The 11,483-nt window shown below is 42.5% G+C and carries 16 protein-coding genes and 1 tRNA gene; 11 read left to right on the top strand and 6 right to left on the bottom strand.

Features of this window, described 5'->3' with window-relative positions; translation table 11 throughout:
- Together PHP87_RS08240 and PHP87_RS08235 are read left to right on the top strand one after the other, a co-directional pair.
- A partial coding sequence (locus tag PHP87_RS08240) for a stalk domain-containing protein (RefSeq protein ID WP_366942906.1) occupies positions 1–917 on the top strand: 917 nt, incomplete at its 5' end.
- Between the two features lie 14 nt (positions 918–931).
- A complete protein-coding gene (locus PHP87_RS08235) occupies positions 932–1,597 on the top strand; it encodes a hypothetical protein (RefSeq protein WP_299920267.1) in 666 nt (221 codons plus the stop codon).
- Between the two features lie 478 nt (positions 1,598–2,075).
- Here PHP87_RS08235 and PHP87_RS08230 read toward each other — a convergent pair whose 3' ends face one another.
- The 4 genes from PHP87_RS08230 to PHP87_RS08215 form a co-directional block, all read right to left on the bottom strand.
- Positions 2,076–2,330, bottom strand: coding sequence for a Txe/YoeB family addiction module toxin (locus PHP87_RS08230; RefSeq protein WP_299920266.1), 255 nt, complete (start codon positions 2,328–2,330; stop codon positions 2,076–2,078).
- A complete protein-coding gene (locus PHP87_RS08225) occupies positions 2,323–2,577 on the bottom strand; it encodes a type II toxin-antitoxin system Phd/YefM family antitoxin (protein ID WP_061214907.1) in 255 nt (84 codons plus the stop codon). The genes PHP87_RS08230 and PHP87_RS08225 overlap by 8 nt, the downstream gene beginning before the upstream one ends.
- Before the next feature lie 385 nt (positions 2,578–2,962).
- Complete coding sequence (locus tag PHP87_RS08220; protein ID WP_299920264.1) at positions 2,963–3,148, bottom strand: hypothetical protein; 186 nt, start codon at positions 3,146–3,148, stop codon at positions 2,963–2,965.
- Between the two features lie 79 nt (positions 3,149–3,227).
- Positions 3,228–4,118, bottom strand: coding sequence for an Rpn family recombination-promoting nuclease/putative transposase (locus tag PHP87_RS08215; protein ID WP_299920262.1), 891 nt, complete (start codon positions 4,116–4,118; stop codon positions 3,228–3,230).
- A gap of 314 nt (positions 4,119–4,432) precedes the next feature.
- Here PHP87_RS08215 and PHP87_RS08210 point away from each other — a divergent pair, with 314 nt between their 5' ends.
- The 6 genes from PHP87_RS08210 to PHP87_RS08185 all read left to right on the top strand — a co-directional run bounded on the left by PHP87_RS08210 (position 4,433) and on the right by PHP87_RS08185 (position 9,443).
- A complete protein-coding gene (locus PHP87_RS08210) occupies positions 4,433–4,672 on the top strand; it encodes a hypothetical protein (protein ID WP_299920260.1) in 240 nt (79 codons plus the stop codon).
- The gene (locus PHP87_RS08205) at positions 4,656–5,096 is read left to right on the top strand and encodes a PIN domain-containing protein (RefSeq protein ID WP_299920258.1); all 441 of its coding nucleotides are present in this window, start codon (positions 4,656–4,658) and stop codon (positions 5,094–5,096) included. Before PHP87_RS08210 ends, PHP87_RS08205 begins: the two co-directional genes overlap by 17 nt.
- 24 nt (positions 5,097–5,120) lie before the next feature.
- Positions 5,121–5,309: a hypothetical protein gene (locus PHP87_RS08200; RefSeq protein ID WP_299920256.1), complete on the top strand. Its 189-nt coding sequence runs from the start codon at positions 5,121–5,123 to the stop codon at positions 5,307–5,309.
- A gap of 160 nt (positions 5,310–5,469) precedes the next feature.
- Positions 5,470–5,751: an AbrB/MazE/SpoVT family DNA-binding domain-containing protein gene (locus PHP87_RS08195; RefSeq protein WP_299920254.1), complete on the top strand. Its 282-nt coding sequence runs from the start codon at positions 5,470–5,472 to the stop codon at positions 5,749–5,751.
- 732 nt (positions 5,752–6,483) lie between these two features.
- Positions 6,484–8,640: a ribonucleoside triphosphate reductase gene (locus PHP87_RS08190; RefSeq protein ID WP_299920252.1), complete on the top strand. Its 2,157-nt coding sequence runs from the start codon at positions 6,484–6,486 to the stop codon at positions 8,638–8,640.
- Positions 8,641–8,678: 38 nt separating this feature from the next.
- Positions 8,679–9,443 carry an anaerobic ribonucleoside-triphosphate reductase activating protein gene (locus PHP87_RS08185; RefSeq protein ID WP_299920250.1) on the top strand — a complete coding sequence of 255 codons (765 nt, stop codon included), beginning with the start codon at positions 8,679–8,681 and terminating at the stop codon, positions 9,441–9,443.
- Positions 9,444–9,502: 59 nt separating this feature from the next.
- Here PHP87_RS08185 and PHP87_RS08180 read toward each other — a convergent pair whose 3' ends face one another.
- A complete protein-coding gene (locus tag PHP87_RS08180; RefSeq protein ID WP_299920249.1) occupies positions 9,503–9,709 on the bottom strand; it encodes a ChbG/HpnK family deacetylase in 207 nt (68 codons plus the stop codon).
- Between the two features lie 501 nt (positions 9,710–10,210).
- Here PHP87_RS08180 and PHP87_RS08175 point away from each other — a divergent pair.
- From PHP87_RS08175 to PHP87_RS08165, 3 genes are all read left to right on the top strand, one after another.
- Positions 10,211–10,489 carry a hypothetical protein gene (locus PHP87_RS08175; protein ID WP_299920247.1) on the top strand — a complete coding sequence of 93 codons (279 nt, stop codon included), beginning with the start codon at positions 10,211–10,213 and terminating at the stop codon, positions 10,487–10,489.
- Between the two features lie 226 nt (positions 10,490–10,715).
- Positions 10,716–10,898 (top strand): hypothetical protein, encoded by a 183-nt coding sequence (locus tag PHP87_RS08170; RefSeq protein WP_299920246.1) that lies wholly within the window; start codon positions 10,716–10,718, stop codon positions 10,896–10,898.
- Positions 10,899–11,000: 102 nt separating this feature from the next.
- Positions 11,001–11,075: transfer RNA gene (locus PHP87_RS08165), tRNA-Thr, on the top strand.
- 83 nt (positions 11,076–11,158) lie between these two features.
- Here the strand turns inward: PHP87_RS08165 and PHP87_RS08160 are convergent.
- Positions 11,159–11,317 carry an integrase gene (locus PHP87_RS08160; RefSeq protein ID WP_299920245.1) on the bottom strand — a complete coding sequence of 53 codons (159 nt, stop codon included), beginning with the start codon at positions 11,315–11,317 and terminating at the stop codon, positions 11,159–11,161.
- Positions 11,318–11,483 lie beyond the last annotated feature (166 nt).

Below are 11,483 nucleotides of genomic sequence, written 5' to 3'. Positions count from 1 at the left end.
TTATTGGTTCTAATTCTATTTTAGCTGATGTTAATACTATCAATATGGCGGTAGATGGAAAGTTGGTTAATTTTCCTGACCAGAGGCCCTATATAGACAATAATAACAGAACTATGGTTCCTGTTAGGTTCCCGGCGGAAACTCTGGGAGCTAATGTAGATTGGCTACCTAATACTAGACAGGTACACATCATTAATAAAGCTCATGATGCTCTTAAGGATGCTGATATTATGGTTACCATAGATAAAAAGGATGTAGTAGTAAATGGCCAAATCAAAATTATGGATACCACAGCAGTAATCGCCAATAGCCGCACTATGGTACCAGTAAGGTTTATTAGTGAATACTTAGGAGCAGTAGTAACATGGCATCAAGATAGTAATGCAGCACACGTATTTACTAAAGGACAGACAGTAGAAGAACAAAATAAAATTATGAAACAAATAGCCCAAGAACTAAAAAAACAGCAGACCACAGAGCAGAATGGGTTTATTAAGCCCCCAGCAGTCAAACAAAATATTACTACTAGGAGCGGCTCATATGTAGAAAACACTTATGAATGTAAGAAGTTGCCAATAGAAGTTAATGGAACGAGAATTCTTAAATTAGATTATGTAAAAGGGACTCCTGAGGAAGTTAAATATAATATAGATGGTTATTTAAATGTAACAAAAAACACTGACAATCCTCTAAGTGGTTTATTAGTACAAGGGGACTTTGGGTGGTGTAGTATATCTACTTGTATAACAAGTGAAGGTACGTGTATTCCAAATGGTGATGGCACTTTTTATAATATTTTTATATTTGGTGGCAAGGGTTATGATTTAGGAACACCTATGATAGAAGAAGTTAAGAAAATAGGTTTTGATGGAGCCGATGGAGTATACTTTATAGATAATCCTTATTATAAGCAATAAAGGAGGGTATGAATATGTTAAAAAGATATTATAAGTTCTTAATTATATTTGTATTATGTACATTAATTACTCCTCAAGGAATATCAAATAAGTGTTTGACAGCTCAAGCAGAAGAATATAAATCTTATAAAATGATTGTTATGTGCTATGCTGATTGTTGGAGAAATAGTGCTAATAGATGGATTGATGAAACAGGGTATGATGGAACAGTATATCCTGCACTAAAGCCTGATGGACCACTAATAGCAGAATTTAGAATTAGGGAAGTATGTCCTATAAGTACAAATGGACAGGTTATAGTAGAAAGTGTAGAAGCAGTACCTTCTGTAGTAAGTCAGGAATTATACAATAGTCTAGATAATAAGGACAATATTTGGGTAGCAAATACAAGTTACGGCGACCCAATATGGGTAGAAAGTTTGGATAAATTAAATTATGAAATAATGCCATTAGCAGGAAGAATAGGCGGTTTATCCTATACCCAAAGCGGTTCTCGGGGACAGAATGCAGATATAACACTAAATAATGTTGAATTAAAAACTATAACCAAAGACCCAACTCAGGCAGTTCCATCAGGAATATCTGGTGAATATTTACCAAATCATACAGGAAATGCGCCTACAGTACAAGGTAGAAGAATATTTTTCCCATTAATCCTAGATTCTCGAATGGGAGTGTAAATCCTTCCGTGTAGGGCGGCCGGGCAAGGTTGCCAATTCTAGTGGGTGGGAAGCCCCACCGGGGTAAAGTCTAACCAACAGCCCCGTAGCCAGCCCTTGGAGGCTTACAGGCAACTGTAGGTTTTAAGTCTGGTCATGGAGCAAATATTGTGGCACTCCCGTGAGGAAACGGGGAGCAACGGTGAAAACAAACCTGCTCCTAAAATCAGAAAGGCGCACTTCTACTCGACAACGCAAAATGGACTACAAGGCTAACCATGATATATTTGTTATATGGAGCTTTAGCATCTTTAGGTTTCTTTATTTTTTTAGCAGCTATTACTGAATTATTAGGCGTTTCTGATTACACCTATATTGCTATATGCATGCTTTTTGGTACAGTAGTAACTTGTACATCCTAGAAGCGGTTCATAATTTAAGAAGAGATTTGCATCAAAATAAGAATATGAATAATTAGAAGACTAATACGGATAGCTTGCTAATAATGCCCCTTACAACTTGCTATGTAAATATTATCTCCATCGATACTGTAAATTAATCTATGTGCGGATGTAATACGACGGCTCCAGTACCCAGACAATTCATGTTTCAAAGGCTCTGGTTTACCTAAACCATCATTACCATTTCTTTCGATATCTTTTATTAAATCATTAATTTTTCTTAGTATCTTTTTATCATTAACTTGCCAGTATAAATAATGCTCCCAGGAGATATCTGAAAATATCTTATTCATCTAATAGCTCTCTTTTCTTTCCTCTACCTTTTTTTAACTGTTCAATAGACTGCAGTAGTTCATTATAATATTCCGGATTGCTTCGTACATAAAGGTTTTCCAAAAGGTTGTTATACTCTGATTCAGATATAATTACTACATTTTCGCCTCTCTCCCGAGTAACGATGATAGTTTCAAAATCATAAGTAGCCTTGTCACAGTATTCCTTGAAGTTTTGCCTTACATCTGAATAATTTGTAGCTATCATAGAAATCACCTCTTTAATATATTGTACAATGAAGCGTACAATTACACAACAAGTTTTTAAAGCTTTCCTACTTGACAAGGGGACGGGGGTATTGACATACTTGACAAGGGGACGGGGGTATTGACACACAGTAACTATATATGGTATTAATTACCACAGAGGTGATTTTTGTGCCAAGAGTAGCAAGGATAAAAAGTAAGAGTGGAATATACCATGTTATTATGAGAGGAATTAATCGTCAGATTGTGTTTGAGGAGAATGAAGATTGCGTCAAGTTTATTCAAACCTTGCAGAGATACAGGGCGATTTGTAAATACAGATTATATGCTTATTGTTTGATGGGTAATCATCTCCATAAAAAGTATGACAGGGTAGGGTACTTATTTCAGGATCGATTTAAAAGCGCGCCTGTAGAAGATGATGGATATTTAGCTTCATACTGCTTGCGTCTTATACAGTCCAGAAAGAATTGTTTTTCCTCATCACTAGCGAGAATCGACTTTCTCTCATTGCCCCGCAGCATGATGCGGGAAATGCCACTATCGGTCATTTCCCTTGCTCTTTTCGTCACTTCGCCTACCCCCCCACAACCACATTATATCAGGCGAAGATCCAGCAGGCAACAGAACCGTCCCCTTGCCTGCTTGACCCTAGTCAGTTTCTCCCGGAGCCTGTTTTATGAGCTCGATTTCCTGGCGGCTTAAGCCGGAAGTTTCAATAATAACATCAATATCAATACCTCGATTTAACAATTTCATGGCCAGTTCCCTTATGCCTTCCCTTATGCCTTCCCTTATGCCTTCTCTTTGGCCTTCCAGCTTGCCTTTCATCTCAGCTTCATATAAATCTGAATTTCTATCCATGATGGTTTTTAGTCTTTGTTCATAGATTTCTTTGGCTCTGGGATCGGACGCCATTTTTTCCAGCGCTCTTTTGGCCTGCGCTATGGCCGGGTCTTCTTCGCTTAATCTCTCCAGCAGTTCCATGTCATCCCATCCTTTCAGAAACATTGCCCACCTATCCAGGGGTTTTTTATAATCTGCTAGTTCTCGGTATAATTTGGGTAGTTCGATAAAATGTATCTCAATTGCATCGGTTAAATCAAAGTTTTCTTTTACTTCCCGCATCCGGTAACTGCTATGGTAGTGTCGGCTGTTTTTTATTCGTACGAAGTCCAGTATATTAATGCCTATGGCTCTTTTTAGATTCTGATATCTGCCTTTGGTTATTTTCTGGTCGCCAAATATGCGGCAAATATAGTAGGTGCTGCGCCTTTCCATGTTGGCCCTGTCACCAATCTGCATTTCCACATCCACCAGTTCTCCACTACCTAATTGTACCTTAATGTCAAGTATGCCATAGCTGTCATCTATATACTCTTGCTCCAGGTAGGGGTTCAATATTTTCACTGCTATAATCTGTTGATCTTTTTTCCAAGCTAATACGGCATTAAGAAAACTGATTAAAATACCCTTATTCTCTTCAGTACCAAATATGCTCTTAAATACTATGTCTACTTTGGGATCAAGTCCCTGTGACAAGCCGGTCACCACCCCTTCTGTTTATATTTTATCATAGAGTAGAAGCTTTCCGAAAGTGTATTCTGTTTACTGTTTGCAACCTATTCCCAGAATCAGAACCTGCTTCAATCCCTCCCGGTTGGCATAATCCAAGGCTTTCTTCAGCCTCTTGCCACTAATATCGACCTCTGCTCGCAGGCCATAGCCTATGCTGAACGCATAAAATGTGAACGATTGGATGGCAGCTATTGGAGGGATTTTATTGGCGACACCATAATAAAAGCCTATAATGTATATAGGTCAAAAAACTAGCATGGTGCATGGGGGTAAGGTGTATGGAAGCAATGATTAGAAAGCAAACCTATATAAGCAGCAGGCAGAATAAAATGATAAAAAAGAAGGCGATGACGGAGGGGACAACTGAAGCAGAAATAATTCGCCGGGCAATAGACAATTATCTTGAGAATGAGATGCTTGACGAAGACCCACTGTTGGGGATTATAGCGATTACCGATAAAGAACCGTTTGACGGGTCTTCCAAGCATGACAGGTATATCTATGATGAGCAGGAGTAAATTATTTATTGATACCGGGGGGTTTATTGCGCTGGCCAATGAAAGAGACCAGTACCATAAAGTGGCGGCAAGCTTTTACCGGCAATTAGATGGTGGTATTATTCGCGTTACTTCCAACCTGGTTATCTCTGAAACCTATACATTTTTGCGTTATAGAATAGGTTATTCTGTAGCCATGCGTTATTTACTTTCCACCAAAAAAGCGCAAAGCAGTGGATATTTGCAAATCCTGTTTTCCAACGAGAAGAGCGAAGAACAGGCGCTGAAAATTCTGGAAAAGTATAATGACCATGATATTTCATATGTTGATGCTGTCAGCTTTGGCCTTATTATGTCGGATGCAAGGATTGACCGGGTACTAACATTTGACCGGCACTTTCTCCTGATAGGCAAAGAGATTGTTCCGCAGGCACTGGGCACTTGAGCGGCGGTCTGCCAGGGGGACGTTATGGGCAAGGCAGATGAAAAGGAGGCCAAGAGAATGTTAGAGATAACTACATCCTGGGAAGAAAAGGGCAGAGTGAAAGGCATAGCTGAAGGCAAAGCGGAAGGCCAGGTCAGCATACTGCTGCGACAGTTGAAAAAGAAGTTTGGATATTTGCCGGTTTTTTTGATAATCGTTTGTTTTTCCAGGTGAGTATCGTCGTGCTGTCCTGTCATGAATCATTACCCCCCAACTACTGTCGAACAATAGAAATAAACTTTTGCCGGGTATCGATAAAGGTGGTTGACACTGCCCTGATCATAGTCATACAATAAGCGTAGGTATTGCAGTAATGCAGAAGGAGCGTTTTATTATGTTGGCAAAAGTTCGTGATCGTAATGTAATAACCATCCCCAGTGAAATTATTAAAGCAGCAGGTATTAAGCCAGGGGATGATGTGGAAATTATCATGGAGGCTGATGGGTCTATCCGTTTAGTTCCTGTTTTGGTTATTCCCAAGGATCAGGCATGGTTTTATAGCGAACATTGGCAAAAGGCCATGGCTGAAGCTTCCAAAGAAGCAAGTAGCGGCAAAATAAAGACTTACGATAGTCCTGAAGACTTTTTTACCCTGGTAGAAAATGAAATGGAATAAGTGCTGATGTTCAAGATGCAAACAACCCCGCAATTTGAAATCATGGTTAGGAAATTTGCTAGATCTGACAAAGCCGCCTACCAACAAATTAAGAAGGCAATTGCTGTGCTTTTGGAAAATCCCGCCCATCCCAGCCTGCGTAGCAAGCCCATAAAAGGGCATAAGCCTTTAATGGAAGCATCTGTTAACATGGATGTTAGGATAGTATGGCAATATGCAGGCAGCAATACGATCCTATTATATTGTTGATCGCCATGATCGCGCTTTACCATAAAAGCAAATTATTAAAACCTATCCTTATTGAACCCTCCATGCAGGTATCTATTTCTTAATATCCATTCCGATTTCGTGTCCCACCTTTGCACTGCTAGGTCTTGTCTCTTAGGCCAGCGGGGAAGTATGGGAGCAGGCAAGAACAGCTTTACGGAACCTTTCAGTTCGAATTACCCCCCTAAATATTTTTTGATATCAAAAATTTGATGTCACTGCAAAAAGTTATATTTATGCAACCCTTATGCAACAAGAAGGGTTTTTGCAGTAGAGTCAAAATTTGAGCAATACGATAAAATACTCTGATTGGGCAAAATAAAAAGGCATAAATAATGCAGATTCTCTTAAGGGAGACTTGTCCTGTTTGACGGGCGGGGTATAATAATTATACTTAATATAGTGGTGTAAGACCGTATACACCACTATATATTGTGGTTAGCAAAAAAAGGAGGATTCGCATTCATGGATATCAGCAAGATTAAAAAAAGAGATAGCCGCATAGTTCCTTTTGAAAAAGAGAAGATTACCAAAGCTATCTGGAAAGCGGCCCAGGCGGTGGGCGGCAAGGATTACCAGATGGCTCTGGATTTAACCGACAAGGTAGTGGAGATTGCCCAGTATGTTGATGACGATGAGATAGCCACCGTTGAGGGTATTCAAGATCTGGTGGAACGGGTTTTGGTCAAGAACGGCAACTACAAAACTGCCAAAGCTTACATACTTTACCGCAAGCAGCATGAAGACATGCGTGAAACCAACCAGCTGTTGTTCAATAACAAGATTATTGCCGATTACCTGGGGCGCAACGACTGGAGAATCAAGGAAAACTCCAATATGACTTACTCTTTGCAGGGTATGAATTTTCATATATCTTCGCTGATTGTTTCCCAGTACTGGCTTAATCAGATATACCCGCCCGAAATCAGGCAGGCCCAGGCCACAGGTGATTTTCACATTCACGATCTGGGTATATTAGGGGTTTACTGTGTGGGCTGGGATATCCGCGATCTTCTGCTGGAAGGTTTCAAGGGGGTGCGCGGCAAGGTGGCCAGCGGCCCGGCCAAACATTTCCGCTCTATTCTTGGCCAGATTGTCAACTTCTTCTTTACCCTGCAGGGGGAGGCGGCTGGAGCTCAGGCCTTTTCCAACTTTGATACCCTCCTGGCCCCTTTTATCCGCTATGACAATCTGGACTACCGCCAGGTCAAGCAAGGCTTGCAGGAATTCGTTTTCAATATGAATGTTCCCACCCGGGTAGGCTTTCAGACTCCATTTACCAATGTTACCCTGGATCTCAAGGTACCCGAATTCATGAAAAATGAACCGGTGGTAGTTGGCGGGCGCTATATGGACGCTACCTACGGTGATTTCCAGGCGGAAATGGATATGTTTAACCAGGCTTTTGCTGAAGTTATGATGGAGGGGGATGTGGAAGAGCGGGTATTCACCTTCCCCATTCCCACTTACAATATAAGTGAAGATTTTGATTGGAATAATCCCAACTATCATAAAATATGGGAAATGACCGCAAAATATGGCATTCCCTATTTCTCTAATTTTATCGGCTCCGACATGAACCCAGAAGATGCCCGCAGCATGTGCTGCCGTCTGCGCCTGGACAACCGGGAATTACGGAAGAGAGGCGGCGGGCTTTTCGGGGCTAATCCCCTGACCGGTTCCATTGGTGTGGTTACCATCAACATGAGCCGCCTGGGTTACCTGGCCCAGGATAGGGAAGACTTTTACCAGCGCCTGAGCACCCTTATGGATATGGCTCATAACAGCCTGGAAATCAAACGCAAGATTCTGGAAAACCTCACCGAATCTGGGCTCTACCCTTATTCCCAGTTTTACCTGCGCAATGTCAAGGAAGCCATGGGACAGTACTGGAAAAACCATTTTTCTACCATTGGTTTAATTGCTATGAATGAAGCCTGCCTTAATTTCCTGGGTTCTGATATCGCCAGCGAAGAAGGAATGGCTTTTGCCCAGGGAGTAATGGACTTTATGCGGCAAAGACTGCTGGCTTACCAGGAGGAAACCGGCAATATATATAATCTGGAAGCAACTCCGGCTGAAGGGGTAAGCTACGGTATTGCCCGCAAGGATAAGGAGGCCTATCCCAATATTATTGTGGCCAATGAAGCGGATTACCGGAGAGGAGCAGAGCCCTACTATACCAACTCCACCCAGCTGCCGGTCAATTACACCGATGATTTGTTCAAGGCTTTGAGCCTGCAGGATCAGCTGCAAAGCCGCTATACCGGCGGTACCGTCTTCCATATTTTCCTGGGCGAATCTCTTCCTTCCATCGATTCCGCGCGGAAACTGATAAAGAAAGTCTGCGAGCAGTTCCGGCTGCCCTACTTTACTCTTTCGCCCACTTTCAGCATTTGCCCCAGCCACGGCTATATCAGTGGTAAAAGCTACAACTGCCCCATCTGTGCCGCCGCGGGGAAAGAAACCACCTGTGAAGTATATTCTCGGGTAGTGGGCTATTTGAGACCAATCGACCAGTGGAATGCGGGCAAACAGGCCGAGTTCCAGAGCAGAAAGATGTTTGACCGGGCCGTGGATAAGGGAAAAGAAATCCAGCCTTCGGAAGTTGTCAGTGGATAAATACCTATGGATTAAAGCTTAAAGGGGCGCCCTGCCTGATGAAATATGCTGGTCTAATTAAACAAAGCCTGGTGGATTATCCGGGTGAAATAGCCGCTGTGCTTTTCACCCGGGGCTGTAATTTTCGCTGTCCCTTCTGCCATAATGCCCATTTGCTAGCAGAGAAAAAAAGAGAGCCAGGAGCAGAAAACAGCCTGCAAGCCGGGGGAGATAAAGAGAATATTGGCGATGGTAAAACATATGATATCGAATCCATACTGGAGTTTCTGCGGGAAAGAAAAGGCTTCCTCGATGCAGTGGTCATAAGCGGTGGGGAACCCACCCTGCACTCGGAACTGGCCCAGGATTTGCAGCGTATTAAAGAAATAGGCTATCTCGTAAAGCTGGACAGCAATGGCAGCAACCCGGAGCTGCTGGCTTATCTTTTACAGGAAAAACTGCTGGATTATGTGGCCATGGATATTAAGGCCCCGCTGGACTTCAAAAAATACCTGCAGGCCAGTGGCCGCTTGAGCTCCCGGCAATTTTTCAACATCCGCAATTCTATCAACCTCTTGCAAAATGCTCGGATTGCGGTGGAATTCCGCACTACGGTAGTGCCACTACTGCACAGTCCCGAAGACATCCGCAGTATCGCTCGGTATATTAAAGGAGCCCGCCTCTATTCCCTGCAGCAATTCAACCCTGCCTACACCCTTGCTCCTTCCTATGAAGCGATAGTACCTTTCAGCCTGGAGGAAATGCAGGAAATAGCCGAGCTCTGTAAACCCTATGTCCAGATGGTGCGAGTGGTCAATATTTAACAAAGAGCCCATGCGCTACAAAGATCCCAAAAAAACACAAGCCCATAGTAAATAGCTTACTATAACTTAACTTGCCGTAATGGGTGCAAGCCTACTCCCAGAGCGAGGCATTGACGGACCAGGGCTACCGCTTCTTCGAATCCAGGCATATTAACCATGAGCGTAGCACTGAAGACTACTCTTGCCTGATGAAGCTCCCCAATAGCCCGGTTTACCCCGGGGGATAAGCCAAAATCATCAGCATTAATAATGAGGTACTTCTTCATTCCTGGCCAGCTCCTTTGATAATACAGTATTCAATTATATTATATATTTATAATAGGTACAAAGCGCTCATCAATTCAATCTTATCTACTTTTGTCCACCTGAGGACAGCTTTTTGCAGCCAGGCTTGCAGTTTGACCATTATATATCAGAAGCTCAGATTTATAGGCCTTGATGAAAAGCTTATCCTTGACTACAATAAGGATAATATCCTGGCAAGGCACGAAACTTCTTAGCAGTTTAGGGCTTCTTACCCTTGATAGAGGACGATATTTGTGATTACCCGAATGGTAGTAAGAAAAGTGAGGAGTAAGGGGTGAGGGTTTTAATTTATTTCCTGCTACATCTTACTATTCAAGCCCCTACTAAATCACTTTTCATCAGTGGTTGTGGCCCCCGGCCATGAGGAGTTCTACTGTATAGTTTTACAAAGTTGACGAGGGAGAAAATGCTTGTTAACAAAGCTGGAGAGGAAGCCCGGCAGGGTTAAAGGGGGTTAGAAAATGCACCTTAGTAAATTTGACCGAATTAACGGTGTTCTGGATGAGGAACAGGTGGAAAACTGGGTGGCCGAGTATTTCCATAGTCTCTTAAATATTTTTAATGCCTTCTTTTGCAAGCTGGAGGTGGAAGAAGCTGTAAGTCGTATGAGTGCCATACCTTTTGAGAAATTGGTTTTAGAACAATTAGCAGATGAAGATGAAGAGGTTCGGGAACTGGCCCGGTGCGAAATTCGCCAACTGGCTGAAATCGAATTGGAATTCATGCGGGCCTACTTATAACGAGGAGAAATACCTCTCCCGTTCTTATGCGACTGGGTTCCTATTAACAAAATCCTATTAACAAAACAGGCGGCGGATTCTAATCCCCCGCCTCGTTGCAGCGCTGTGCTGAAACTGCTCCGCAGTTTCTTCCGATGCTTAATGACCGGAAAGAAAAGCACTGGGGAGGTTATGGTTAACAATTTGGCCGGCTTATATGCCATAAAATTAGGAGGATAACTCGTTAATGGAAAAGTGCAATATATGTAGTAAAAGTTTTCCCGAAGCCGCCTTGAGGAAGATGGTACAAATTATCGAGAGAAAAGCCTATCTGAATCAAATATGCCCCTCTTGCCAGACCATTGTTGCTAACAATCCCAGTTATTACTACCTGGTGGAGAGCAAAAACCAGGGGGCAGATAAGGTTTGACCTGGGCATTAAAGATTCCATGCCAATGTGCTCGCGGCCTGGTTCTCCTGACGCTTGACGGGACCCTGCTGTCCTGCTATTATCTATGTGTTAATAAATTATGCCGATGTGGCTCAGTGGCAGAGCAGCTGATTCGTAATCAGCAGGTCGCCGGTTCAAATCCGGCCATCGGCTCCATCAAGAAACTAATAACCACCGGGGTTCGTGGCCCTGGTGGTTATTATAAAAAATCCTTAGAAAGTGGTTTTGCTACCGAATTGCTACCGAGATGCAAAACCGCTTATTTTTTTGCCCTTCTTAAAAAGCTTTTCATCGAGACCTTGAATTGCTTCCTTTTTGGCTTCCATTTCTACATGCGCATAAAAATTATAAGTGGTACGGATATCAGCATGACCTAATAAATCGCTTACCACTTTCATATTTTTTCCCATGGTCAAAAGAGCAGTGGCGAAATTATGCCGATGGGTAGATGAGGGGTTTGGGTTTGATGACAGGCTTCTTTATCTCAGTAAGAGCATGGGACACACAACGATTGAGAGCACTCGCTATTACTATTCTCTTGTGCCGGGGATGTCACATCTTCTG

The organism is Syntrophomonas sp. (assembly GCF_028707975.1).
Lineage (GTDB): Bacteria > Bacillota > Syntrophomonadia > Syntrophomonadales > Syntrophomonadaceae > Syntrophomonas.
This window is presented reverse-complemented; position numbering and strand designations above follow the sequence as displayed.

What these genes read in the sequence shown, in the direction of transcription:
- PHP87_RS08195 (WP_299920254.1), top strand. Translation starts at nt 5,470, where the DNA reads ATGTTGGCAAAAGTTCGTGATCGTAATGTAATAACCATCCCCAGTGAA.
- PHP87_RS08235 (WP_299920267.1), top strand. Translation starts at nt 932, where the DNA reads ATGTTAAAAAGATATTATAAGTTCTTAATTATATTTGTATTATGTACA.
- PHP87_RS08205 (WP_299920258.1), top strand. Translation starts at nt 4,656, where the DNA reads ATGATGAGCAGGAGTAAATTATTTATTGATACCGGGGGGTTTATTGCG.
- PHP87_RS08185 (WP_299920250.1), top strand. Translation starts at nt 8,679, where the DNA reads ATGAAATATGCTGGTCTAATTAAACAAAGCCTGGTGGATTATCCGGGT.
- PHP87_RS08180 (WP_299920249.1), bottom strand. Translation starts at nt 9,709, where the DNA reads ATGAAGAAGTACCTCATTATTAATGCTGATGATTTTGGCTTATCCCCC.
- PHP87_RS08225 (WP_061214907.1), bottom strand. Translation starts at nt 2,577, where the DNA reads ATGATAGCTACAAATTATTCAGATGTAAGGCAAAACTTCAAGGAATAC.
- PHP87_RS08210 (WP_299920260.1), top strand. Translation starts at nt 4,433, where the DNA reads ATGGAAGCAATGATTAGAAAGCAAACCTATATAAGCAGCAGGCAGAAT.
- PHP87_RS08160 (WP_299920245.1), bottom strand. Translation starts at nt 11,317, where the DNA reads ATGAAAGTGGTAAGCGATTTATTAGGTCATGCTGATATCCGTACCACT.
- PHP87_RS08230 (WP_299920266.1), bottom strand. Translation starts at nt 2,330, where the DNA reads ATGAATAAGATATTTTCAGATATCTCCTGGGAGCATTATTTATACTGG.
- PHP87_RS08175 (WP_299920247.1), top strand. Translation starts at nt 10,211, where the DNA reads ATGCACCTTAGTAAATTTGACCGAATTAACGGTGTTCTGGATGAGGAA.
- PHP87_RS08190 (WP_299920252.1), top strand. Translation starts at nt 6,484, where the DNA reads ATGGATATCAGCAAGATTAAAAAAAGAGATAGCCGCATAGTTCCTTTT.
- PHP87_RS08200 (WP_299920256.1), top strand. Translation starts at nt 5,121, where the DNA reads ATGGGCAAGGCAGATGAAAAGGAGGCCAAGAGAATGTTAGAGATAACT.
- PHP87_RS08170 (WP_299920246.1), top strand. Translation starts at nt 10,716, where the DNA reads ATGGAAAAGTGCAATATATGTAGTAAAAGTTTTCCCGAAGCCGCCTTG.